At 64.4% G+C, this 22,637-nt stretch carries 21 protein-coding genes; 7 read left to right on the top strand and 14 right to left on the bottom strand.

What is annotated here, in order from left to right:
• Positions 1-4: 4 nt before the first annotated feature.
• Positions 5-1,189 carry an acetyl-CoA C-acyltransferase family protein gene (locus FHW75_RS18230; RefSeq protein WP_027608884.1) on the bottom strand — a complete coding sequence of 395 codons (1,185 nt, stop codon included), beginning with the start codon at positions 1,187-1,189 and terminating at the stop codon, positions 5-7.
• A 168-nt stretch (positions 1,190-1,357) separates the two neighbouring features.
• On the opposite strand from FHW75_RS18230, the gene FHW75_RS18235 reads away from it, so the two are divergent.
• The gene (locus tag FHW75_RS18235) at positions 1,358-2,368 is read left to right on the top strand and encodes an AraC family transcriptional regulator (protein WP_019098768.1); all 1,011 of its coding nucleotides are present in this window, start codon (positions 1,358-1,360) and stop codon (positions 2,366-2,368) included.
• A 31-nt stretch (positions 2,369-2,399) separates the two neighbouring features.
• Here FHW75_RS18235 and FHW75_RS18240 read toward each other — a convergent pair whose 3' ends face one another.
• Positions 2,400-2,837 carry a carboxymuconolactone decarboxylase family protein gene (locus FHW75_RS18240; RefSeq protein ID WP_019098769.1) on the bottom strand — a complete coding sequence of 146 codons (438 nt, stop codon included), beginning with the start codon at positions 2,835-2,837 and terminating at the stop codon, positions 2,400-2,402.
• 201 nt (positions 2,838-3,038) lie between these two features.
• On the opposite strand from FHW75_RS18240, the gene FHW75_RS18245 reads away from it, so the two are divergent.
• Positions 3,039-4,235 carry a cyanate transporter gene (locus tag FHW75_RS18245; protein ID WP_027608885.1) on the top strand — a complete coding sequence of 399 codons (1,197 nt, stop codon included), beginning with the start codon at positions 3,039-3,041 and terminating at the stop codon, positions 4,233-4,235.
• Here FHW75_RS18245 and FHW75_RS18250 read toward each other — a convergent pair.
• The 7 genes from FHW75_RS18250 to glcD form a co-directional block, all read right to left on the bottom strand.
• A complete protein-coding gene (locus FHW75_RS18250; RefSeq protein ID WP_159266300.1) occupies positions 4,228-5,661 on the bottom strand; it encodes a PLP-dependent aminotransferase family protein in 1,434 nt (477 codons plus the stop codon). The two genes, FHW75_RS18245 and FHW75_RS18250, sit on opposite strands and share 8 nt — an antisense overlap.
• A gap of 80 nt (positions 5,662-5,741) precedes the next feature.
• Positions 5,742-6,080, bottom strand: coding sequence for a hypothetical protein (locus FHW75_RS18255; RefSeq protein WP_019099228.1), 339 nt, complete (start codon positions 6,078-6,080; stop codon positions 5,742-5,744).
• Positions 6,081-6,280: 200 nt separating this feature from the next.
• Positions 6,281-8,452, bottom strand: a complete 2,172-nt coding sequence (locus tag FHW75_RS18260; RefSeq protein WP_025752658.1) for a malate synthase G — start codon at positions 8,450-8,452, stop codon at positions 6,281-6,283.
• Between the two features lie 90 nt (positions 8,453-8,542).
• Complete coding sequence (locus FHW75_RS18265; protein WP_019099230.1) at positions 8,543-8,941, bottom strand: heme-binding protein; 399 nt, start codon at positions 8,939-8,941, stop codon at positions 8,543-8,545.
• Positions 8,934-10,169 carry a glycolate oxidase subunit GlcF gene (glcF, locus tag FHW75_RS18270; protein WP_027608887.1) on the bottom strand — a complete coding sequence of 412 codons (1,236 nt, stop codon included), beginning with the start codon at positions 10,167-10,169 and terminating at the stop codon, positions 8,934-8,936. The genes FHW75_RS18265 and glcF overlap by 8 nt, the downstream gene beginning before the upstream one ends.
• Before the next feature lie 9 nt (positions 10,170-10,178).
• Positions 10,179-11,231: a glycolate oxidase subunit GlcE gene (glcE, locus tag FHW75_RS18275; RefSeq protein WP_025752652.1), complete on the bottom strand. Its 1,053-nt coding sequence runs from the start codon at positions 11,229-11,231 to the stop codon at positions 10,179-10,181.
• Positions 11,231-12,730, bottom strand: coding sequence for a glycolate oxidase subunit GlcD (glcD, locus tag FHW75_RS18280; protein ID WP_019098607.1), 1,500 nt, complete (start codon positions 12,728-12,730; stop codon positions 11,231-11,233). Before glcD ends, glcE begins: the two co-directional genes overlap by 1 nt.
• Positions 12,731-12,924: 194 nt before the next feature.
• Here glcD and glcC point away from each other — a divergent pair, with 194 nt between their 5' ends.
• On the top strand, positions 12,925-13,689 hold the full coding sequence (gene glcC, locus FHW75_RS18285; RefSeq protein WP_025752650.1) for a transcriptional regulator GlcC: 765 nt from the start codon (positions 12,925-12,927) through the stop codon (positions 13,687-13,689).
• A 61-nt stretch (positions 13,690-13,750) separates the two neighbouring features.
• Here the strand turns inward: glcC and FHW75_RS18290 are convergent, their stop codons facing one another.
• A complete protein-coding gene (locus tag FHW75_RS18290) occupies positions 13,751-14,068 on the bottom strand; it encodes a DUF2388 domain-containing protein (RefSeq protein WP_019098605.1) in 318 nt (105 codons plus the stop codon).
• A gap of 292 nt (positions 14,069-14,360) precedes the next feature.
• Between FHW75_RS18290 and FHW75_RS18295 the strand changes: the two genes are divergently transcribed.
• Positions 14,361-14,987 (top strand): glutathione S-transferase family protein, encoded by a 627-nt coding sequence (locus FHW75_RS18295; protein WP_019098604.1) that lies wholly within the window; start codon positions 14,361-14,363, stop codon positions 14,985-14,987.
• Between the two features lie 22 nt (positions 14,988-15,009).
• Here FHW75_RS18295 and sfnR read toward each other — a convergent pair whose 3' ends face one another.
• From sfnR to FHW75_RS18315, 4 genes are all read right to left on the bottom strand, one after another.
• Positions 15,010-16,110 (bottom strand): sigma54-dependent transcriptional activator SfnR, encoded by a 1,101-nt coding sequence (sfnR, locus tag FHW75_RS18300; RefSeq protein WP_019098603.1) that lies wholly within the window; start codon positions 16,108-16,110, stop codon positions 15,010-15,012.
• Positions 16,111-16,119: 9 nt separating this feature from the next.
• On the bottom strand, positions 16,120-17,307 hold the full coding sequence (locus FHW75_RS18305; protein ID WP_025752645.1) for an acyl-CoA dehydrogenase family protein: 1,188 nt from the start codon (positions 17,305-17,307) through the stop codon (positions 16,120-16,122).
• Positions 17,308-17,316: 9 nt separating this feature from the next.
• Positions 17,317-17,877 (bottom strand): FMN reductase, encoded by a 561-nt coding sequence (gene msuE, locus FHW75_RS18310; RefSeq protein ID WP_016711107.1) that lies wholly within the window; start codon positions 17,875-17,877, stop codon positions 17,317-17,319.
• 252 nt (positions 17,878-18,129) lie between these two features.
• A complete protein-coding gene (locus FHW75_RS18315) occupies positions 18,130-18,720 on the bottom strand; it encodes a TetR/AcrR family transcriptional regulator (protein ID WP_019096232.1) in 591 nt (196 codons plus the stop codon).
• A gap of 84 nt (positions 18,721-18,804) precedes the next feature.
• Between FHW75_RS18315 and FHW75_RS18320 the strand changes: the two genes are divergently transcribed.
• The 3 genes from FHW75_RS18320 to FHW75_RS18330 all read left to right on the top strand — a co-directional run bounded on the left by FHW75_RS18320 (position 18,805) and on the right by FHW75_RS18330 (position 22,616).
• Positions 18,805-19,554 (top strand): SDR family NAD(P)-dependent oxidoreductase, encoded by a 750-nt coding sequence (locus FHW75_RS18320; protein ID WP_019096233.1) that lies wholly within the window; start codon positions 18,805-18,807, stop codon positions 19,552-19,554.
• Positions 19,547-20,302, top strand: a complete 756-nt coding sequence (locus FHW75_RS18325; RefSeq protein ID WP_019096234.1) for an SDR family oxidoreductase — start codon at positions 19,547-19,549, stop codon at positions 20,300-20,302. Before FHW75_RS18320 ends, FHW75_RS18325 begins: the two co-directional genes overlap by 8 nt.
• Before the next feature lie 238 nt (positions 20,303-20,540).
• Positions 20,541-22,616, top strand: coding sequence for a hydantoinase/oxoprolinase family protein (locus FHW75_RS18330; protein WP_183674199.1), 2,076 nt, complete (start codon positions 20,541-20,543; stop codon positions 22,614-22,616).
• Positions 22,617-22,637 lie beyond the last annotated feature (21 nt).

Here is a 22,637-nt window from a genome sequence, read left to right on the forward strand (position 1 = left end):
TCCCTCAGACGCGTTCGAAGACCACGGCGATGCCTTGGCCACCACCGATGCACATGGTGGCCAGCGCGTAGCGGCCCTGGATGCGCTGCAGTTCATGGATGGCCTTGGTGGCGATGATCGCGCCCGTGGCGCCTACCGGGTGGCCCAGGGAAATGCCCGAACCGTTGGGGTTGACCTTTTCCGGGTCGAAGCCCAGCTCGCGGGCCACGGCGCAGGCCTGGGCGGCGAACGCTTCGTTGGACTCGATCACGTCCAGGTCCTGGACCTGCAGCCCGGTCTTTTCCAGCACCTTGCGGGTGGCCGGGATCGGACCCAGGCCCATTAGTTCAGGCTCGACACCGGCGTGGGCGTAACCCACCAGGCGGGCCAGCGGCTTCAGGCCCAGGCGGCGCACGGCGTCGCCCGTCGCCAGCACCAGGCCGGCGGCGCCGTCGTTGATGCCGCTGGCGTTGCCGGCGGTGACGGTGCCGTCTTTCTTGAACACCGGCTTCATGCCGGCCAGTTGTTCAGCGGTCACTTCGCCACGTACATGCTCGTCGACACTGAATTGCACGCTGCCTTTACGGGTTTTCAGTTCCAGCGGCACGATCTGGCTGTCGAAGCGGCCTTCGGCAATGGCGCGGGCGGCGCGGCGCTGGCTGGTCAGGGCCAGTTCGTCCTGCATTTCGCGGGTGATGCCGTGTTTGGCCGAGACGTTTTCGGCGGTGATGCCCATGTGGAAATGCTGGAACGGGTCCTGCAGCACGCCAACGGTGTAGTCGATGCCTTGCAGGTCACCCATGCGCGCGCCCCAGCGTGCCTGTGGCAGCAGGTATGGACCACGGCTCATGGATTCGGCACCGGCTGCAACGGCCACGTCGGTGTCCCCCAGCAACAGCCCCTGGGCTGCCGAAACGATGGCCTGCAGGCCCGAGCCGCACAGGCGGTTGACGTTGAACGCCGGGGTTTCCTTGGGGATGCCGGCGTTCATTGCTGCCACACGGGCCAGGTAGGCGTCACGCGGCTCAGTGGGGATTACCGTGCCCATCACCAGATGGCCAACGTGATCGGCGGCCAGGCCCGAACGCTCGATGGCAGCACGGGTAATGGTGCTGGCCAGGTCGGCCAGCGGCAGGTCCTTGAGGGAGCCGCCAAAGCCACCAATGGCTGAACGGACGGCACTGACGACGTAGATTTCTGCGTTGCTCATAGGGGCTCCGATTGCGAAGGCATGGCGGGACGGGGCCAGGCTCTGCGAGAATGGCCGGCGGTCCCGGAGTGGGATCGAGTCTAGGCAAAGGTTCCGTTGCAGCCTATGCCGGAACTGTTCAAACAACCTGGCACTTTTTGCCACTCAGCATAGACAGCGAAAACCGCCATGCGCGATAGCGATTCGGTCGCCGTGTACTTTCTCAACGCCATGCTCCATGCCCTGCGCGACAGCCCCGCCGAGCGTGATGCACAGCTGCGTGCCGTGGGCATCGACCCACAGCTGCTGGAACAGCCCCAGGCACGCGTGCCGGCCAAGGCCTTCGCCCAGCTCTGGCTGGCGATGATTCAACGGCTGGACGACGAGTTTTTCTGCCTCGACAGCCATGGCATGCCGCTGGGCAGCTTTGCCCTCATCTGCCGGGGCTTGATACTTGAACCGAACCTGGAAAAGGCCTTGCGCCAGTGCATGGGCGGCTTCGGCCTGTTCCTGCGGGACCTGCGTGGCAGCCTGACGGTACGTGGTGGTCGGGCGCAGATCAGCGTGCAGTCGATCATTGCCGACCCGCTGACCCGGGTGTATGCCGAGGAAACGTATTTGGTGCTGATGATCGGCATGCTGTGCTGGCTGGCCGGGCGGCGCATTGCCATCGACCGTACCGAACTGGCGGTGTCGCGCCCGGCCCAGGAGGACGACCTGCTGCTGTGGGGGCCAGACCTGCGCCTGGGCAGCGGCCGTACCGAGGTGGAATTCGACAGTGCCTACCTGCGGTTGCCGGTGGTACAGGATTTGCCAGCCTTGAAAACCTTCCTGCGCACTGCGCCACAGGGGCTGGTGATTCGCTTTCGGAACCAGAACGGGCTGGTGGCCGAGGTGTACCGGCGCTTGCGCGCACTGCGTTATGGCCAGTGGCCGACATTGGCGGCGCTGGCGCAGCAGCAGGGGGTTAGCGCCAGTACCTTTCGCAGGCAGTTGGACCGGGAGGGGCGGTCATACCAGCAGATCAAGGATGAGGTGCGCCGGGCGATGGCCTTCGAGCGCTTGCGTGAAGGAGTCTTAAGCATCGCCGAAATCGCCGAGCAGGCGGGGTTCCAGGAGCCCAGTGCGTTTCACCGGGCGTTCAAGAAGTGGACGGGGCAGAGCCCCGGTAGCTATCGGGCTCGGTTGGCTGGGCGTTGATGTGTCACCTGTACCGGCTACCCATTAATGATCAGGCCGGCACCATCGCAAACCCGACACCAAAGCGGTTCCAGGCATTGATCGTGGCAATTGCCAGGGTCAGGTTGGCCACTTCGGCCGGTTCGAAATGTTCCTGCAGGGCTTCATATTGCCCCTGCGGTGCGCCCTGCTCAGGCAAGCGGGTCAGGCTCTCGACCCAGGCCAGTGCCGCACGTTCACGCGGGGTGAAGTACGCGGTCTCACGCCATACGCTCAATGTCTGCAAGCGTGCCTCGGTCTCGCCGGCCTTGCGCGCATCGTTGGCATGCAGGTTCACGCAGTAGGCGCAGCCGTTGATCTGCGATGCCCGCAGGCGCACCAGCTCCAGCAGGGAACTCTCCAGGCCGCTCTTGGCCAGGGCCTGCTCCAGGCCGACCATGGCTTTGTAGGCTTCGGGGGCGTGCTTGGCCCATTCGATACGGTTGTGCATGGCTGTCTCCAAAGGGTGTGGGGTGGGAATGGCACTACTGTAGTGCCGCCCTTTGGCCACCCCGATAGCCAATCCTGCGCATATGCAGGAGGCCAATCGACCATTCAGGTGGCCACTGACAGGCATCCAATCTCTTCATTTCTGCCAGGCTGACCGAGCCGGGATAATGGCCGGGTCTTGCTACAAGAGAACCAATTCACAATGAGAGCTGCGTTGAACCTGTTGCTGGTGATTCTGCTGGCGCTGAACTTGCGGCCGATCCTGACCAGTATCGGCCCGTTACTCGAACCTATGCGTGCCAGCACTGGCCTGGGCTACCAGCAGGCCGCCTTGCTGACAGCGTTGCCGGTGCTGTGCATGGGGCTGGTACCGTTGCTGCAACCCTGGCTGCGGCGCTGGATCAGCGAGCATGGCGGCATGGTCGGTGGCCTGGCTGCGATTGCCCTGGCCTGCCTGTGGCGGCTGCAACTGGACAGCGCGTGGGCGTTGATTGCCAGTGCAGTGGTCGCTGGCCTGGGCGTGGCGGTGGTGCAAGGCATGATGCCAGGGTTGGTCAATCGATGGTTCCCCGGGCGGCTGGCCGGGGCGATGGGCCTGTATTCGGCGGCACTGATGACGGGCGGCGGCCTGGCGGCCGTGCTTGGGCCACATGTCAGTGGCCACTTCGGCCACTGGCAGGCCGGCCTGGGCCTGTGGGCAGCCCCGGCCGTGCTGGCGGTGCTGGCCTGGGCCGTGCTGCGGCCTCGTCAGGAAGCACCGAGGCTGGCGGGCGCCGCGGGTGGACACTGGTTTGGCACTCGCCGGGCGTGGTTGCTGGCCTTGTACTTCGGCCTGATCAATGGCGGCTACACCAGCATGGTGGCCTGGTTGCCCGCCTACCATATCGAGCACGGTGGCAGCGCCCAGGGCGGCGCCGACCTGGTGGGCCTGATGACCATTTTCCAGGTGGCCGGTGCGCTCGGCCTGCCTCTGCTGCTGCGGCGCTGGGCAGACCGGCGCCCAGGCCTTTGGCTGGCGCTGGCGATTCAGCTGGCCGGCTTTCTCGGCCTGCTGCTGGCACCCACGGTGGCTGCAGGACTGTGGGTCGCCATGATCGGCTTTGGCTTGGGTGCCTGCTTCAGCCAGAGCCTGACGCTGACTCTGGAGCACCTCAAGACGCCTGCGGAGGCCGGCAGCCTGGCGGCATTCGTACAGGGGATCGGCTTTATCATCACCGGTATCGTGCCGTACATCACCGGCTGGTTGCGTGACGTGAGTGGCGACTTCCAGGCATCGTGGACGCTGCTGACCGTGACCGTGATGGCGATGCTGTTGGTAACCGCGTGTTTCAATCCGCGTGGCTATGCTGCGGCCGTCGCGCGCGCGCCCGCGACGGGCAGGGCCGCGCCGGTCAGCTGAGGCGTTGCAGGGTATCGCGCACCCGGTCCAGTGCCGGGTCGATGTCCAGCAGCTCGATAGCGCCAAAGCCCAGCAACAGCCCCGGGCGTATCGGTGCTTCGCTGAAAAACGGCGCCAGCGAATACAGGCCCACCTCCACCTTGCGGGCCAGGTTGGCCAGCAACTCGACATCGACCCCGGGCTTGGCCAGCGCGCTGAGGTGGAAGCCCGCGCTGGCGGGGATGGCGCTGAACCACGGTGACAGGTCGCTGCCCAAACGCGCCAGGATACGTTCGCGGCGGGCGCTGTAAACCTCGTGGCAGCGGCGGATGTGCTTGTTCAGGTGGCCTTCGCCCAAAAAGCGCGCCAGCGCCCACTGCAGCAAGGTCGGGCTGTGCCAGTCACTGAGGTGCTTGGCCACGCAGGCCGCCTGCAGCACGGCAGGCGGCAACACGGCATAGCCCAGCCGCAGCTCGGGCAGCAACGTCTTGGAAAAGGTTCCCACATAGGCCACCAGACCATGGCAGTCGAGGCGCTGCAATGCGTCCGCTGCCGGCCCGTGGTAACGGAACTCGCAATCGTAGTCGTCTTCGATGATCAACGCGCCCAGCTCAGCCGCCCGGGCCAGCAGGGCGTGCCGACGTGGCTCGCTCATGGGCATGCCCAGCGGGAATTGGTGCGACGGCGTTACATAGATCAACCGGGTGCCATCGGTGATGTGCTCGACCCGCAGGCCTTCATCATCCACCGGAACGGACTGCACGCGTGCACCAAGGGCCAGGAACAGTTGCCGGGCGGGCGGGTAGCCGGGGTCTTCCATGGCCACTTGGCAACCGGGTTCCACCAATACCCGGGCGATCAGGTCCAGCGCTTGCTGGGCGCCGTTGCACACCAGCAGGTCGGTTGCGCTGCAGTGCACGCCGCGGGCGTAAGCGATGTGGTGGGCTATGGCCTCGCGCAGCTCCGGCAGGCCCTGGGCCGGAAACTGCCGCTCGGGGTGGCGTTGGCTGCGGCGCAGGGCGTAGTTCAGGCAGCTGCGCCACTGGTCAAACGGAAATTGCGCCTTGCTCGACGCACCACCGATAAAGTCATAGCGGGAGGGCGCTTGCAGTTGGCGTTGGCCGAGCACGGTAGCGCGCTGCTGCCAGCGCTCGAGGGACAAAGCGCCGGCGAGGGGGATGGTGGTTGATTCATGGCTACGCAGCGGTTGGCGCGGCGTGATGAAGGTGCCACGGCCGACCACACCGCTGAGCAGGTTGTCGTAGGTGAGCCGCGAATAGGCCTCGGCCACCGTCTTGCGTGACACGCCCAGTTGCTCGGCCAGCAAGCGGGTGGGTGGCAACTGGGTGCCGGCGGCCAGGTGGCCACTGTCGATCCCGGCGCGCAGTTGCTGATAGAGCTGGTCGGCCAGGCCTTTGCGGCCTTCCAGGCGAATGTGCAGTTCCATGGGGCGGTCCGGAGCGGGGGAGTGCTCAGGATAGCGGATTGGCCAGACAAGGGCATGGGGCCGCAAAGCGGCCACATATCTCAGAGCCGGGCCGTACTCACCGTGATATAGCCCTTGTCGGCGACTGCGATGCGTATCACCGTTTCATCCGCTGGCGCCTTGCGGTTGCGCTTGATGCGCACGCCATCGACTGCGGCCGCTTTCAGGTGTTCCGCGATGGCCCGCCCGTTCCGGTCAAAGAACACCTCGCTGGCCAGCAACTCGATTCGCTCGACCAGTTGCCGGGAGTGTTCGTCGGTGGCGCAGAAGAACATCACCCCCGACAGGTGCGGATCCTCTTCGGGGTTGCAGATGTCATGGGCCAGCATTTCGCACAAGCTGCTGCGCAGTTCGGCAATGGAGCGGGCGTAACGGTGCATACGGAGCCTCCTCTGGATCGCGACCTTGCGGTTTCCAGTGCCGATCTTGTTTTTTGCGTGCAGAGGCAGCAAGCAGGATGCTTCCGAGAACGTTGTGGGAAATTTCTGAGGGCGCCGGAATACCACCCCTGACGGGCCGGCGGCAGATGTTTGCTGCCGGCGCAACACAAGGCCGCGCCAGCAGCTCCGCGCAGCTTGGGCTAGCGTTGAACCTGCTGCTTGAACTGCAACCGCCAGCCATGCAGCAACGGCTCGGTATAGCCACTAGGTTGCTCGCGCCCCTTGAACACCAGCTCTCGGGCGGCGCGAAACGCATGCGATGCCTCGAAGTTGGCCGCCATTGGCCGGTACGCCGGGTCCCCGGCATTCTGTTGGTCTACCACCTTGGCCATGCGTTGCAGAGTCGCCTCGACCTGCTCGGCACCCACCACGCCATGGTGCAGCCAGTTGGCGATGTGCTGCGCTGAAATACGCAGGGTGGCACGGTCCTCCATCAGGCCAACATCGTGGATGTCCGGTACCTTGGAGCAGCCGACCCCTTGTTCGACCCAGCGCACCACGTAACCGAGGATGCCTTGGCAGTTGTTGTCCAGTTCAGCCTGGATATCGTCGGCACTCCAGGGCCGCTCTGGGCTGACCGGTATGCTGAGCAGGTCGTTCAGCAATGCGTGGCGCTGGGCGTTCAGATCGACTGCTTCCAGCGCCTGCTGCACCGCTGCCACGTCTACCAGATGGTAATGCAGCGCATGCAGCGTTGCGGCCGTCGGTGAGGGCACCCAAGCGGTGTTGGCACCGGCCTTGGGCTGGGCAATTTTCTGTTCGAGCATGGCCGCCATCAGGTCGGGCATGGCCCACATGCCCTTACCGATCTGTGCCTTGCCGCGTAATCCGCAGGCCAGCCCCACCAGCACGTTGCTACGTTCGTAGGCCTGGATCCAGGCACTGCCTTTCATGTCGCCCTTGCGCAGCATGGCACCGGCTTCCATGGCGCTGTGCATCTCGTCCCCGGTGCGGTCGAGGAAGCCGGTGTTGATGAACACCACCCGTGATGCAGCACTGGCGATGCAGGCTTTGAGGTTGACGCTGGTGCGCCGCTCTTCGTCCATGATGCCCATCTTCAGGGTATGCGCGGGCAGGCCCAACAGGGACTCGACGCGACCGAACAGCTGGTCGGCAAAGGCCACTTCGGCCGGCCCGTGCATTTTCGGCTTGACGATGTACAGGCTGCCTTCGCGCGAGTTGCCTCGGCGCTTGAGATCGTGCAGGCCGATCAGGCTGGTGACCACGGCATCGAGGATGCCTTCCGGAATTTCCCGGCCATCGCGGTCGTGGATCGCCGGGTTGGTCATCAGGTGGCCAACGTTGCGAATGAACAGCAGCGAACGGCCAGGCAAGGTCAGTGGCTGGCCGTTTGCACCGTGATACTGGCGGTCGGCGGCCAAGGTGCGGCTGAAGGTTTTGCCGCCCTTGCTGACCTGCTCGCTGAGGTCGCCTTTCATCAGTCCCAGCCAGTTACGATAGACATTGACCTTGTCGTCGGCATCGACGGCTGCCACTGAGTCTTCGCAGTCGATGATGGTGGTCAGTGCGGCTTCCAGCAGGATGTCCTTGACCCCGGCCAGGTCCTGCTGGCCGATGATGTTGGCCGGGTCGATCCGGATTTCGAAATGCAGTTGGTGGTGCTGCAGCAGGATCGCAGTAGGCGTGTTTGGCTCGCCTTGGTAGCCACGCATTTGCGCGGGGTTTTGCAAGCCAACCTGGCGGCCATCGGCCAGGGTGACCTGCAGTGCGCCCTGGTTGATCGCGTAGGCCTTGGCGTCGCTGTGTGAGGCGCCGGCAAGCGGGGCTGAGGTATCGAGGAATTGCCGGCCATAGGCAATCACCTTGGCGCCGCGCACCGGATTGTAGCCTTGGCCGCGCTCGGCACCCGCGGTTTCGGCGATGGCATCGGTGCCGTAGAGGGCATCGTACAGTGAACCCCAGCGGGCGTTGGCGGCGTTGAGGGCGTAGCGGGCATTGCTCAGCGGCACGACCAGTTGCGGGCCGGCTTGTACGGCGATCTCGCGGTCGACGTTGTGGGTGCTGATTTGCACGTCTTCGGGGGCATCCACGAGGTAGCCGATGCCTTGCAGGAAGTGCTGGTAGGCCACCATGTCGCGGATTGGGCCGGGGTGCTGGCGGTGCCAGCTGTCCAGTTCGGCCTGCAGGCGCTCGCGTTCGGCGAGCAGTGCACGGTTTTGCGGGGCGAGGTCGTGGACCAGGGTGCTGAAGCCTTGCCAGAAGGGGGCGGCTTCGATGCCGGTGCCGGGGAGCACTTCGTCTTCGATGAAGCGCTGGAGGATGGGGGCTATCTGGAGTTGATGGTTTGGCATTGTCTGTCCGCTCGATGTTCAGTTTTCAGGAAATGGGGTGCCTGTGCTGGCCTCTTCGCGGGTGAGCCCGCGAAGAGGCCAGCACAGGATTTACAGAACAGCTGCCCCGACCTTGGCCACCTGGGCGTCTTGCTCGGACTTGACCCCGGACACACCGATGGCACCCACCACCTGGCCGTCCACCCGCAACGGCACGCCACCTTCCAGGCTGGTCAGCAGCGGTGCAGTGACAAATGCAGTGCGGCCACCATTGACCATCTCTTCGTAATCCCGTGTTTCCTTGCGCCCCAGCGCAGAGGTCCGAGCCTTTTCCACGGCAATGTAGGCACTGGCTGGCGCACAGCCGTCCATGCGCTCCAGGGCTAGCGGGTGACCACCGTCGTCAACCACGGCGATGGTGACGTTCCAGTGTTGGGCCAGGGCTTCCTGGCGGGCGGCGGCCAATACGCGGGCGACTTCGGCCTGGCCGATCACGAACTTGCTATGCATGGGGGGGCTCCGGGTTCAAGGCTGCTTCGACAATTTCTATCCAGTGCCGTACCGGCGTACGCCCGGCCCCGTCGAGGTGGGCCTGACAGCCGATGTTGGCGGTGGCGATGACGTGCGGTTTGCCGCTTTCCAGTGCGTTGAGGCGGTTGTCACGCAGTTGCAGTGACAATTCGGGCTGGGTCAGCGAATAGGTGCCCGCCGAGCCGCAGCACAGATGGCCGTCCGGCACAGCGGTGAGGGTAAAGCCCAGGCGCGTCAGCAGCGCTTCCACCGCGCCGCCCAGCTTCAGGGCATGCTGCAGGGTACAAGGGCAATGGAAGGCCAGGCGCTGTTCGGCGCACAGGCCTAGTTGCTCGATCGGCTCATCGCGCAGCACTTCTACCAGATCGCGGGACAGGGCGCTGACCCGCGCGGCCCTGGCGGCGTAACGGGGGTCTTTCTCCAATAGATGGCCGTAATCACGCACGAACGCGCCGCAGCCGCTGGCGGTTTGCACAATGGCCTCGGCCCCCGCTTCGATGGCAGGCCACCACGCGTCGATATTGCGCCGTGCACGTTGCAGGCCTTGCTCTTGGGCATTGAGGTGGTAGTCCACCGCGCCACAGCAGCCGGCCTGGTGGATCGGCTGCACGCTGATGCCCAGGCGGTCCAGCAGGCGCGCGGCGGCGGCGTTGGTGTTGGGCGACAAGGCTGGCTGCACGCAGCCTTCCAGCATCAACACCCGGCGTGCATGGCGCGGTGCCGGGCGCTGGCCAGGGGCGACCACCCGTGCCGGCAGTTTGCGCTTGAGTGTGGCCGGCAGCAGCGGGCGCAAGGCCTGGCCGCCACGGGTCAGGGCCTTGAACAGCGCCGGGCGTGGCACCACGGCTCGCAGGCCCTGGCGCAGCAGGCGCTGACCGAGCGGGCGCGGCACCTGTTGTTCGACCACGGCGCGGCCGATGTCCAGCAGGTCGTGGTATTTCACCCCCGAGGGGCAAGTGGTTTCGCAGTTGCGGCAGGACAGGCAACGGTCCAGGTGCAGTTGCGTGCTGGCCGTGATCGGCTCGCCTTCGAGCAGTTGCTTGATCAGGTAGATGCGCCCGCGCGGGCCGTCCAGCTCATCGCCCAGCAACTGGTAGGTGGGGCAGGTGGCGGTGCAGAAACCGCAGTGCACGCAGGAGCGCAGGATGCTTTGCGCCTCGTCGGCGCGGGCCAGGCGTCGGGAGGCTTCACTCAGGTTGGTTTGCATGGTCTGGCCTCACAGGTTCGGGTACAGGCGGCCAGGGTTGAACACGCCCTGGGGGTCGAGCTGCTGCTTGAGCGTCTGGTGGTAGCGCATCAGTGCAGCGGGCAGCGGCGGGCTACTGTCCGCTCCAGCGGTGTAGCAGGTGGCGTGGCCGCCCACGTTGGCGACCAGGTCGCGAATGGCCTGTGCCGGTGCGCTGGACGTGAGCCAGCGCTGCGCTCCACCCCAGTCGATCAGTTGCTGGCCGGGCAGGTCCAGCTCGCCGGTGGCGTTGGGCAGTGACAGGCGCCACAGCGGTGCAGGGCTGTTGAAGAATGCCAGGCGCTGCTCGCGCAGGTCGCTCCAGAAACCGCTGTCGAGGGTTGCGCCGCCCAGTCGCTGGCGTGCCGACTGAACCGAGCCTTCGCCGCCTTCCAGGCGCAGGTACAGCGCTTCGCCGTCATGGCAAGCCGCGCTGATCGGCAGAGGCTGCTGGCCCCATTCGGCCAACTCGGCCAGCGCCTCATGCCGGCCCATTGGCAGACGCAGGCTCAAGCACTGGCGCGGCCGGGGCAGTACTTTCAACGAAACCTCGGTCAGCAACCCCAGGCAACCGAAGCTGCCCACCATCAGCCGTGATACATCGTAACCGGCCACGTTCTTCATCACTTCGCCACCAAAGCGCAGCAACTTGCCGTGGCCGGTGATCACCCGCGTGCCCAGTACATAATCACGTACCGACCCGGCCCATGGCCGCCGGGGGCCAGACAAGCCGGCGGCGACCATGCCGCCCAAGGTGGCGTCCGGGCCCAGGTGTGGCGGTTCACAGGGAAGCATCTGGCCGGCTTCGTGCAGCGCCGCTTCGATCTCGCGCAGCGGTGTGCCGGCGCGGGCGGTGAGCACCAGTTCGGTCGGGTCGTAGCTGACGATGCCACGGTGGCTGCGGGTGTCGAGTACTTCGCCAGCTACAAGGTTGCCCAGCCTGGCTTTGCTGTTACTGCCCTGGATACGCAGCGGTGTGCCTTGGTTCAGCGCCTGGCCGACCTGCTCCAGCAGGGCCTGGCTGTTGTCGCGGTCCATGCTCATCAGAAGCGCTCCAGCTCGGGGAAGGGCAGTTGCCCATGGTGCACATGCATGGCACCGAACTCGGCACAGCGGTGCAGCGTGGGAATGTTCTTGCCGGGGTTGAGCAGGCCCTGCGGGTCGAAGGCGGCCTTCACCGCGTGGAACAGGGTGATTTCGTCGCTGTTGAACTGCGCGCACATCTGGTTGATTTTCTCGCGGCCTACGCCGTGCTCGCCCGTAATGCTGCCGCCTACCGCCACGCACAGTTCGAGGATCTTGCCGCCGATGGCTTCGGCACGCTCCAGTTCACCTGGCAGGTTGGCATCGAACAGGATCAGCGGGTGCATGTTGCCGTCGCCGGCATGGAACACGTTGGCCACGCGCAGGCCGTATTCCGCGGACAGGTCACTGATGCCCTTGAGTACCCGTGGCAGTTCGCGGCGCGGGATGGTGCCGTCCATGCAGTAGTAATCCGGCGAGATGCGTCCCACCGCCGGGAAGGCGTTCTTGCGCCCGGCCCAGAAACGCACGCGCTCCGCTTCGTCGCGGGCCAGCCGTACTTCGCGGGCCCCGGCGTGCGCCAGGACGGCGGCCACCCGTTCACAATCGTCATGCACATCGGCTTCGACGCCATCCAGTTCGCACAACAGGATGGCTGCCGCGTCCACCGGGTACCCGGCATGAATGAAGTCTTCGGCGGCGCGGATGGCCAAGTTGTCCATCATCTCCAGGCCGCCGGGAATGATACCGGCAGCGATGATTTCGGCGACTGCCCGACCGGCGTCCTCGACACTGTCGAAACTGGCCAGCAGCACCCGCGCCACCTGGGGCTTGGGGAGCAGCTTGACGGTCACTTCCGTGACGATGCCGAGCATGCCTTCGGAGCCCGTGAACAGTGCCAGCAGGTCGAAGCCTGGGCTGTCCAGCGCATCGCTGCCGAGGGTCAGGCGTTCGCCTTCTACCGTGAGGATTTCCACCTTGAGCAGGTTGTGCACGGTCAGGCCGTATTTCAGACAGTGCACGCCTCCGGCGTTTTCGGCAACGTTGCCACCGATGGAGCAGGCAATTTGCGAGGACGGGTCTGGTGCGTAGTACATACCGTGCGGGGCGGCCGCCTGGGAGATGGCCAAGTTGCGCACGCCGGGTTGCACACGGGCGTAACGGCCCTGTGGATTGACCTCCAGAATGCGGTTGAAGCGCGCCATTACCAGCAGGACCCCCTTGGCCAGCGGCAGGGCGCCGCCCGACAGGCCGGTGCCGGCGCCACGGGCTACCACGGGTACGCCGCGCTGGTGGCAGAGCCTGAGCAAGGCCTGCACCTGCTCCAGGCGCTCGGGCAGCACCACCAGCAGCGGTACCGTGCGATAGGCCGACAGGCCGTCACATTCGTAGGGTTTGAGGTCTTCTCCGCGGTACAGGATATCGAGGTCTGGCAGGGCCTTGCGCAGCGCCTGCAACAGGTCCGCCTGGTCTACGGTGGGCAGCGCGCCATCGACGCGTTCGTCGTACAGGATATTCATCGGCTCACTCGGCAACGTTTTTGTTGTTGTTGGCAAAGCGGTCACCGGTGCAGCCTGCACGTGCCAACGGCCCTGGTCGAGCGCGTCGTTCACTGGTCCTACCAGTTTTTCTGCAAAGGGCTGGTTATTGACGGCTTTGCCTGGCTAGATTGGAGCCATCGGTTGAGGTGGTCCTACCAGTAGGAGAAGGCGTGATGGGTGCTGAGGGCAAGGTCAAGGTCGCCGACCAGGTGGCCGAGCGTGTGGAGCGCCTGATCGTTGACGGCGTACTCAAGGTGGGCCAGGCCTTGCCGTCGGAGCGGCGGTTGGTGGAGAAGCTGGGGTGTTCACGCTCGGCACTGCGCGAAGGGCTACGCATTTTGCGGGGGCGCGGCATCATCGATACCGAACAGGGGCGGGGCTCGTTCGTCGCCGACCTGACAGGGCAGTCGGGTGCCACACCGTTGATGCATTTGTTTGGCTCGCAACCGCGTACGCTGTTCGACTTGCTGGAAGTGCGGGCGTTGCTGGAGGCAGAGTCGGCGCGGCTGGCGGCGTTACGGGCCACCGAGGTTGACCGCTTGCTGATTCGGCGGCGCTACGAAGACATGCTGGCCGCGCACGAGGTACCAGACGCGATCGATGCCCGTGAACACGCTCGTCGCGACCACGCGTTCCACCGGGCGATCAGTGAGGCGTCACACAACCCGGTGCTGGTGCATACCTTGCAATCGCTCAGCGACCTGACCTTGAGCACGGTGTTTGCCTCGGTCAACAACCTGTATTGCCGGCCGGCGCAAAAGCGCCAGATCGACCGCCAGCATGCACGCTTGTATCAGGCGGTGATGGAGCAGTTGCCGGAGCAGGCGCAGCGGGCTGCGCGCGAGCATATCAACGGGATTCGCGACAGTTTGCGGGAGATCGAGCAGGAGGAGCAGCGCCTGGTCAGGGCAACCATGCGCATGGATGGCTGGGGGTGAATGTTTGCCTGCGCCGGCCCTTTCGCGGGCGCGCCCGCGAAAGGGCCGGCGCAGGCTGACTTCAATGATCGGCTATCCGATCATCCTGCGACAGAATGGCCCGGGCCAGCTCTTCATCATTGGCTTGCAGCCCAGGGTGGTCCCTGCGGGCTTGTTCCAGCGCCGACTCCACATAGGCGCCACGGATTGCACCGCCACTGGCAACGAAGGCAGAAAGTTCATCGCGTGCCGGGATGATCCGTTTATCGTCCTTGAAGGTCGAGTAAAGCGAAGCGGAAACACCGGCCGAGGTGGCGACGTCGCCCGCATCGACGCGGGCCAGGGCAGCACCGGCAGGCAGCAGGAGCAGCAGCGCAGGAGCGAGGAGTAGGTGGCGCATGTCGTGTTCTCCAGTAGCGTGAAGCCCAAGGTAATAAAACACTCAACGTTTAAGAGAGCACGCAGGAGGTGGTAGTTCCCTTGGGGGCCACGAAATAGATTGTGTGGGGGCTATGACGGGAGGAACGGGGAATGGGGTGTTCTGGCTGCAGGAGAACAACCGCCGTCCAGATTGCCTGAAGATAGATTGACCGTGGCGGGCCGGGCGTGATTTGCTCGGCGCTACGGCTTCTTCGCGGGTGAACCCGTGAATGGCCCGACACGATCATTCAAAGGAAAATGAAGGTTCGCCGATGTCCGAATACACGCTGCATTGCTTCGCCGAATCCGGCAACGCCTACAAGGCCGCGCTTATGCTTGAGCTCACTGGCCAGGCCTGGCAGCCGGTTTTCGTCGACTTCTTCAACGGCCAGACCCGCGAGCCAGGCTGGCGCGATGAGGTGAACGAGCAGGGCGAGGTGCCGGTGCTGGAGCACGCGGGCAAAACCTTCACCCAGTCTGCGCTGATCCTGGAATACCTTGCCGAACAGACCGGCCAGTTCGGCCCGCGTGATGAAGACGAAAAACGCGAGATCTGGCGCTGGATGCTGTTCGACAACCACAAGTTCACCAGCTATTACGCCGCGCTGCGCTTTCTATTCTGCCTGAAGAAAACGGGGGAAACGGACGTGACGCGATTCCTGCGTGAGCGTGCCACGGCGGCTTACCGTATTGTCGACGCACACCTGGCAAAAACGCCGTTCATGGTTGGCGGCCGGCTGACCATCGCCGACCTGTCGTTGGCGGGGTATGTGTTCATGCCTGAAGATACAGGGATCCCGCTGGTGGAGTTCACTCATATCGAGGCTTGGAAGGCGCGAATCCAGGCGCAGCCGGGGTGGAAGCATCCGTATGAGCTGATGCCGCGTACGGCATCCTGAGGCCTTCGCGGCACTGCAAGGCTCAGATGGACAACCGTATCACCCGGTTGTCCAGCACTTGCTGTTCTTGCCCCCGCCGCTTGTTCACCACCAGCTCGCCAATGGCAATCAGCCGCGTGCGCGTGATGTTGCGCGACAACCCCAGCAACTGCGCGGTATGCACCTGGTTGTAGTGGCAGAACCGGTAGGCCGAGCGCAGCAAGGCGTTTTCCACCTTCTCGTACAGGTCGCCCGGCTGCTCCTCGAACAGCTGGCTGAACGCCCGCTGCAACAAGTCGTCTACACCATTGCCAGCCGTCTCTTCCTCTTGCCGCTCGATGCGCAGGTTGGACAGGCGCAGGTCCTGCGCCTGCACCGTGCCGTCGCCGCAAGTGAGCAAACTGTGGTGAATCACGTTCTCCAGCTCGCGGATATTGCCCGGCCAGCTGTATTCCACCAGCTTGGCCTGGGCTTTGGCGCTGAGCTCCACCGGGCCGTAGCCCAGTCGGTCGCTGTAGCTGCGAATGAAGTGCCGGGCCAGTGGCAGGATGTCACCCGGGCGGTCGCGCAGAGGGTGCAACTGTAAGGTCACCACGTTGAGCCGGTAGTACAGGTCTTCACGAAAATGCCCGGCGTTGATGGCCTTTTCCAGCTGCACGTTGGTTGCGGCCAGGACCCGCACATTGATCGGGATGCTCTTGCGCGACCCTAGCCGCACCACCTCGCGCTCTTGCAGCACGCGCAGCAACTTGACCTGGATCGGCAGGGGCAGGTCGCCGATTTCGTCGAGGAACAGCGTGCCGCCATTGGCTTCCTCGAACCAGCCGGCCTTGGCCGCCAGCGCGCCGGTGAAGGCGCCTTTTTCATGACCGAACAGTTCGGCCTCCACCAGCGACTCCGAGAACGCCCCGCAGTTGACTGCGACGAATGGGCCGTTGCGCCGGCCACTAAGGTTGTGGATGTGGCGTGCGACCAGCTCCTTGCCCGTACCGGTTTCGCCGATGATCAGGACGCTGGCCTCGCTGGGGGCGACCTGTTGCAAGTGGGCGAGCAGCGCCTGTGACCTTGGGTCTTCGAAGACCTGTGCGGTCGCCCTGATCGAGGTAGCCAGTGTCGGTGACGGGGGGAGGGTCAGCAGTTGCATGGGCAATCCTCAGGAATAGAAGGATGGGGCAGGGCGCTTGTCGTTGAGGGCCCACTCGCCGAGTTCGTGGATGCGGTAGTCCACCGGATCGTGCAGGGTTTGTGTGCGCAGGTTGCGCCAATGGCGGTCGAAGCGCAGCGAGGCATGGGTGGCGCGTGCGCCGGTGACCTCGAACAGGCGGTTGCAGATGTCCAGGCCGTGGCGGCTGGCGGCGACCTTGGCGGTGCCGATGGCCAGGGCCAGATCGCCGCGCTCTTCTGCCGTGAGGGCATGTTCCTTGGCCCAGGCGGCATCCAGCTGGCGTGCGGCCCGTTCGATCAGCAGACGCACGCTTTCAAGGCCAACCCAGAACTCGCCGTAATGGCGCAGCACATAAGGGTCTTCGGCACTGCTGGCGGCGCTGGAGCGGAACCACGGCCGGCTTTCCTTGAGGGTGTACTGGCGGGCTTCTTCGAAGGCGCCTTCGGCAATGCCGAGGAACAGGTTGGCGAAGTGCAGCTGGGCAATCAGCGGGCGCAGGGCGGCGAACGGAGTGCTCAGCGGGCCTGGGTCGAGTAGCAGTTCGTTGTGCTCTACCCGCACCCGCTCGAACGTGGCGCTGCCACTGTCGGTCTGGCGTTGACCGATGTTGTTCCAGTCGCTATGCAGGCTGATGCCGGTGCGGCCACTGGGGATGGCGGCAATCAGAAGCTTGCCGCCGGCACGTTCGTCCACCGCCGAGGCGATGAGCATTTCCGAGTCGCTGGCGCCGGAGCAGAAGCTTTTCTTGCCCGAAAATTCGCACCAGCCATCGAAGTGCTTGACCACGGTGCGGGTGTCCAGCGGGTTCAGGGCATTGCCCCAAAACCACTGTTTGCGGGCGGTCTGTTCGAACCAGGGCTGCCATTGGTCGGGGCGTGAGAACAGGCGTACGGTGGCCAGCATCAGGTGGTGAAAGCCGAACACATGGGCAATGGAGCTGTCGACCCGGGCGAACTCGCGCACCACCGCGAACGTGTCGTGCCAGTTGGCACCCTGCCCACCGAAGGCCTGCGGGATCACCAGCGACAGCAGGCCGCTGTCACGCAGGGCATCGCGCTCGGCTTTCGGGGTGCCGCCGCGCTCGTCGCGTTCTACGGCGGTCTGGGCAAACTGCCCGGCCAGTTCGCGGGCGATGGCCAAGGCCGGGCGCAGCGGGGTATTCACAGGTGCATTCATGGCCGCTCCTCAGGCGCTTTTACGCAGTGCGTGGTGGGCGCCGAACAGCGGCACGGCACGCTCTGCAGCCAGGCGGATGCGGGCGGCGAGGGCATCGCTGGACACGCGATAGTCGGCCAGTTCTGCCTGGCTGGCGAACACGCCGATTGGCAGGGTCAGGGCTTGCAGGAAGCTGAACAGCGGGCGCAACTGATGGTCGAGCACCAGCGCATGGCGTTCGCTGCCGCCGGTGGCGGCGAGCAGAACCGGGGTGTCGACCAGGGCATCCTGGCCGATCAGGTCGAACAGGTGCTTGAAGTGGCCAGTAAAGCTGCCGCGGTACACGGGGGTGGTCACCACCAGCAGGTCGGCTTTTTCCACCAGACGCAGTTGCTGCTCGACGGTGTCGGGCAGTTCGCTGCGCCACAGGGCGCTGCCCAGTGGGCGGGCGATGTCGCCCAGTTCGATCAGGTGCGGCTTGATGTGCAGGTGTTCAGCCAGCTCAGCGAGGATCGCCTCGGTCAGGGCCAGGGTGCGTGAAGGGCGGGAAGTGCCGCCGGACAGGGCTACGACATTCAGTGGGGTGCTCATGGGCAGGTCTCCGGTTCGGGTTGAGCGGGGGACTTTGCTTGAGCAATCGTCGTGCCGGGTTCTAATGTTCTTCTAAATCAACAAGTTATCGCGTTAGCAGGTTTGCGTCGCTGTTGCCGGGCGGGCGTTTCGTGTTGATTGGGTGTTGCGCTGCGAACAGTTGGCCAAGTGTTGGCGGCTGTGCAGTGGAGAGAGTTATAGAGGATTATCGTTCGTTAAAAAAAGAATAAGAATTCATATTGTTATGCATTTTTATGGATAAGCCGCCGTCTTGCCGGTACCGACAATGCCCTGTACGAACGTCACCAGTTGATCCCTCGCGGTGATCACGCTTCCCCATTGCGCCTGCCCGCACAGCAAACCCAGTACGGCATGGGCAATCGACCGCGCTCGGAGTGCCGGCAGCCCGCACTCTGCGGCGACAATGTCACTGAGCAGCCCGCTGTATTGCGTTTTCAACTGTTCGATTTGCAACAGTTGCTCTGTGTTCAGGTTCATGGCTTCCCGCGTCAGCAGCACCAGTTTGTCGGGGTTGGCCTGGCTATACGTCACGAAGGCCTGCACAAAGCACGGCAAGTGTTCACTGATGGTACGGGCACCTTTGAGGCATTGTCGGGTTTCATACAGCAGATCGGTCAGGCTCGACTCGATCAGCTCGAACAGCAGCCCCTGTTTGCTCTCGATGTGGTGGTACAGCGAGCCGGCGCGCAGGCCCAGGTGGCTGGCCAGGTCACGCAGGCCTATGGCCTGGTAGCCATGGCTGGCAAACAAGGCGCTGGCCGCCTCCAGCAGGCGGTCCCGAGCGTGCGGGGTGGGTACGGGCGAGAGGCTGGAAGCGGGCATGGACGCACCTGTGGGCGAATTGATGTTTGACCAAATGTAAGACAACAGGCATCTTACGTAAAGACTCAATCGCGGAGGTGTTTCGTGGAAAATCAAACGGTGGTGATCGTAGGTGGTGCCTCGGGTCTGGGCCTGGAAACAGCCCGGCTGATGGTTAAACGTGGAGCCGGCAAAATCGGCCTGATCGACCGCAATGAGCAATTGCTGGTACAAGCCGCAGAAGAGCTGCGCGGGCAGGGTGTAGAAGTGGCAATCGCGGTAGGCGACATTGCCCGCAAGGACACCGCCCATGCAGCCTTCGACCAGATCGTCGAAGGCTTGGGGCGGGTGCATTGCCTGGTCAACAGCGCGGCCATCTACCCGCGTAAGGACATCTTCGAGATCACTGACGACGAGTGGGACCTGGAGAACGCCGTCAACATCAAGGGTACCTACCACATGATGGTCGCCGCCGCGCGCCACATGCAGCAGTACGTGGCGGCCCCGGCGGTGACCGGGCGTATCGTCAACGTGACGTCGGTGGATGCCTTCAAGGCCCACCCGCAAAACGCCCACTATGCCGCCACCAAGGCAGCGGTGGTAAGCCTGACCAAATCGTTTGCCCAGGCCTGTGCCAAGGACCAGATCCTGGTCAACTCGGTAGCCCCGGCCGGTTTTGCCACCGAGCGCGCCAAACAGCTGGGCTTCCTCGGCGAGCTGGCGGCAGCCAACCCGCTGGGCCGTGCTGCGGAACCGGCAGAAATCGCCGAGTGGATCGTGATGATGGGCAGCAGCCGCAACAGCTACGCCACCGGTGAAAACGTGATTGTCAGCGGGGGCTACATCTATGCCTGAAGCCGCATTTCCTGAGGGCTACCAGCGCGCGCTGGTGACCGGGGCTACCAGCGGTATCGGCAAGGCCATCGTACTGGCGCTGCGTGATGCCGGCCTGCGAGTGATTGCCGTGGGGCGCAGCGCTGAGGCGTTGGCCGAGCTGGCTGGCGAGCCGGGTGTGACCACCTTGCAGGCGGATGTGCGTGATTACCGTTCGCTGGCTGCTGCCCTGGAAGGGCAAGCGGTGGATGTGCTGGTCAATAACGCGGGCATTCTGTCCACCCGGGCGGCATTCCAGGACATCGACGAAGCCGAAATCGACAACATGCTCGACATCAACCTCAAGGCGCCGTTGCACCTGGCGCGCCAGGTGCTGCCAGGCATGGTCGAGCGGGGCAGGGGGCACCTGTTCTTCATTGGCTCCAGTGCTGGTCGAGCGCCGCACCCGGGTGCAGCGGTGTACGGCGCGTCCAAGGCCGGGGTCAGCCTGTTCTGCGATGCCTTGCGCTGTGACCTGTTGGGCAGCGGCGTGCGAGTGACCGAGATTGCTCCGGGCCGGGTGCAGACACAGCTGTACAAGACTGCCATGGGCATGCAGGCGGCAGGCAGTGAGCTGTATGACGGTTATGAGTCGATCCAGCCGGAAGATATCGCCCAGCTGTTGCTGGCGGCGCTGAAGATGCCGCGGCAGGTGGATGTGTCGCGGTTGGAGGTATTCCCTACTGCGCAGGCGGTGGGTGGCGGGCGGATGGTCAAGACGGCGGGCTGATCCGACGGTTCTATCGCCTGTACCGGCCTCTTCGCGGGCACGCCCGCTCCGAAAGGATCACCACTGGTCCACAGGCACCACAGTACCTGTGGGAGCGGACGTGCCCGCGAAGAGGCCAGTGCAGGCAATGCAGTTTTGAGTAAATAGGTGCTTGACCACCTGTAAGACAACATATAACTTACATTAAGACTGCTTCAGCCGGTCGATACAACTACAAAGCATTGCAGGGGATATGACGATGACTGCGACATCATGCCGGGTCGGCGTGGACATAGGCGGCACCTTCACCGATATCGCGCTGGACGTGAATGGCGTGCTGCATTCGACCAAGATCCTGACCGACTACGAGCTGCCTGAGCGGGCCATCCTCACCGGCGTGCGCCAGGTGGTGGAGCAGGCGGGCCTGGCACTGTCGGACATCGACCAGTTGATCCATGGCACCACCTTGGCCACCAACGCCCTGATCGAGCGCCGTGGCGCGCGCACCGCCTTCATCACTACCGAAGGCTTCCGGGACACCCTGGAAATGCGCACCGAAAACCGTTTCGAGCAGTACGACATCAACATCGCCCTGCCGCCGCCACTGATCGATCGTGACCACCGCTACACCCTGCGTGAGCGCCTGAATGTCAAAGGCCAGGTACTGATCGCCCCTGCGCAGGCCGAGATCGATGCCCTGGTCGAGCGCATTGCCGAAGGCAACTACGAAAGCGTGGCCATTGGCTTCATTCACAGCTACGTCAACGGTGCTCACGAACGCCAGTTGCGCGATGCCCTGCAGGCGCGACTGCCGCAGTTGTCGATTTCCATTTCCAGCGAAGTCTCGCCGCAGATGCGTGAGTTCGAGCGCTTCAACACCGTGTGTGCCAATGCTTACGTCAAACCGCTGATCAAGTCTTACCTGGACCGCTTGGTGGTGACCCTCAAACAGGAAGGCGCCCATTGCCCGGTGTTCATGATTCACTCCGGTGGCGGCATCATCTCGGTGCAAAGCGCCGCTGAGTTCCCGGTCCGTCTGGTGGAGTCCGGTCCGGCTGGTGGCGCCATCTTTGCGGCCGACATCGCCCGCCGCTACCAGCTGGAGAACGTGCTGTCGTTCGACATGGGTGGCACCACGGCGAAAATCTGCCTCATCGAAGACCAGGTACCGAAAACCGCGAAAACCTTCGAGGTTGCCCGTACCTACCGCTTCAAGAAGGGCAGCGGCATGCCGATTTCCATCCCGGTGGTGGAAATGGTCGAAATCGGTGCTGGCGGCGGCTCCATCGCCAGCCTCGACAGCATGCGCCAGATCCGCGTGGGCCCGCACAGTGCGGCCTCCGAGCCTGGCCCGGCCTGTTACGGCCGTGGTGGCCTGGAGCCGACCATCACCGACGCCAACCTGCTGCTCGGCCGCCTGGATGCAGACAACTTCGCCGGTGGCGCGCTGCGTTTGTCCACCGACAACGCGGCCAACGCCATGGCCCGGGTCATCGGCCAGCCGCTGGGCATGCAGGCCGTCACCGCAGCGTTTGGCGTGTGCGAAGTGGTTGACGAGAACATGGCCAACGCCGGCCGTGTGCATGCGGTGGAAAGCGGCAAGGACATTGCCGACTACACCATGATCACCTTTGGCGGTGGCGGCCCGCTGCACGCTGCACGGCTGTGCGAGAAGATGGGTGTGGCACGCTTTATCGTCCCGGCGGGTGCTGGCGTGGGCTCGGCGATCGGCTTCCTGCGTGCGCCATTCGGTTACGAGGCCGTACGCAGTGCGTTCGTACGCTTGTCCGAGTTCGAGGCCGCGCAGGTCAATGACCTGATCGACGAGATGAAAGCCGAATCGCTGGGCTTCCTGCGCCAGGGCATGCCGATCGGTGAGCCGGACATGGACTGCACCGCGTTCATGCGTTATGTGGGCCAGGGCTGGGAAATCCCGGTTGCCTTGCCATTCAAAGCCTTCAGCGCTGCCGACACGCTAGAGTTCAAGGCCCGCTTCGAAGCAGCCTACACCCGCTTCTTTGGCCGCCCCATCGAAGGGCCGGACATCGAGATCGTCAGCTGGTCGGTCAAGGCCAGTTCGCCCCTGCCACCCGTCACGCAGATTGAGGAAGTGGGCGCCGCCTACCGCGCCCATGAAATTTCCCGCCGCCAGGTGTTCGACGTGGCCGCCGGTGGTTTTGTCGAAGCCGGCATCCACCCACGCGAAGAGCTGCAAATCGGTGCCCGTGTCGACGGCCCGGCGGTCATCGTCGAGCGCGAAACCTCGACCTTCGTCACCTCCAATTTCACCGCCACGGTCCAGCCAGACGGCTGCCTGCTGGTCGTGCGCCGCTAACGCCTGAATTCGGAAGCCAGA

This window comes from Pseudomonas sp. OG7 (assembly GCF_014192825.1).
Lineage (GTDB): Bacteria > Pseudomonadota > Gammaproteobacteria > Pseudomonadales > Pseudomonadaceae > Aquipseudomonas > Aquipseudomonas monteilii.

What these genes read in the sequence shown, in the direction of transcription:
- FHW75_RS18230 (WP_027608884.1), bottom strand. Translation starts at nt 1,189, where the DNA reads ATGAGCAACGCAGAAATCTACGTCGTCAGTGCCGTCCGTTCAGCCATT.
- FHW75_RS18235 (WP_019098768.1), top strand. Translation starts at nt 1,358, where the DNA reads ATGCGCGATAGCGATTCGGTCGCCGTGTACTTTCTCAACGCCATGCTC.
- FHW75_RS18240 (WP_019098769.1), bottom strand. Translation starts at nt 2,837, where the DNA reads ATGCACAACCGTATCGAATGGGCCAAGCACGCCCCCGAAGCCTACAAA.
- FHW75_RS18245 (WP_027608885.1), top strand. Translation starts at nt 3,039, where the DNA reads ATGAGAGCTGCGTTGAACCTGTTGCTGGTGATTCTGCTGGCGCTGAAC.
- FHW75_RS18250 (WP_159266300.1), bottom strand. Translation starts at nt 5,661, where the DNA reads ATGGAACTGCACATTCGCCTGGAAGGCCGCAAAGGCCTGGCCGACCAG.
- FHW75_RS18255 (WP_019099228.1), bottom strand. Translation starts at nt 6,080, where the DNA reads ATGCACCGTTACGCCCGCTCCATTGCCGAACTGCGCAGCAGCTTGTGC.
- FHW75_RS18260 (WP_025752658.1), bottom strand. Translation starts at nt 8,452, where the DNA reads ATGCCAAACCATCAACTCCAGATAGCCCCCATCCTCCAGCGCTTCATC.
- FHW75_RS18265 (WP_019099230.1), bottom strand. Translation starts at nt 8,941, where the DNA reads ATGCATAGCAAGTTCGTGATCGGCCAGGCCGAAGTCGCCCGCGTATTG.
- glcF (WP_027608887.1), bottom strand. Translation starts at nt 10,169, where the DNA reads ATGCAAACCAACCTGAGTGAAGCCTCCCGACGCCTGGCCCGCGCCGAC.
- glcE (WP_025752652.1), bottom strand. Translation starts at nt 11,231, where the DNA reads ATGAGCATGGACCGCGACAACAGCCAGGCCCTGCTGGAGCAGGTCGGC.
- glcD (WP_019098607.1), bottom strand. Translation starts at nt 12,730, where the DNA reads ATGAATATCCTGTACGACGAACGCGTCGATGGCGCGCTGCCCACCGTA.
- glcC (WP_025752650.1), top strand. Translation starts at nt 12,925, where the DNA reads ATGGGTGCTGAGGGCAAGGTCAAGGTCGCCGACCAGGTGGCCGAGCGT.
- FHW75_RS18290 (WP_019098605.1), bottom strand. Translation starts at nt 14,068, where the DNA reads ATGCGCCACCTACTCCTCGCTCCTGCGCTGCTGCTCCTGCTGCCTGCC.
- FHW75_RS18295 (WP_019098604.1), top strand. Translation starts at nt 14,361, where the DNA reads ATGTCCGAATACACGCTGCATTGCTTCGCCGAATCCGGCAACGCCTAC.
- sfnR (WP_019098603.1), bottom strand. Translation starts at nt 16,110, where the DNA reads ATGCAACTGCTGACCCTCCCCCCGTCACCGACACTGGCTACCTCGATC.
- FHW75_RS18305 (WP_025752645.1), bottom strand. Translation starts at nt 17,307, where the DNA reads ATGAATGCACCTGTGAATACCCCGCTGCGCCCGGCCTTGGCCATCGCC.
- msuE (WP_016711107.1), bottom strand. Translation starts at nt 17,877, where the DNA reads ATGAGCACCCCACTGAATGTCGTAGCCCTGTCCGGCGGCACTTCCCGC.
- FHW75_RS18315 (WP_019096232.1), bottom strand. Translation starts at nt 18,720, where the DNA reads ATGCCCGCTTCCAGCCTCTCGCCCGTACCCACCCCGCACGCTCGGGAC.
- FHW75_RS18325 (WP_019096234.1), top strand. Translation starts at nt 19,547, where the DNA reads ATGCCTGAAGCCGCATTTCCTGAGGGCTACCAGCGCGCGCTGGTGACC.
- FHW75_RS18330 (WP_183674199.1), top strand. Translation starts at nt 20,541, where the DNA reads ATGACTGCGACATCATGCCGGGTCGGCGTGGACATAGGCGGCACCTTC.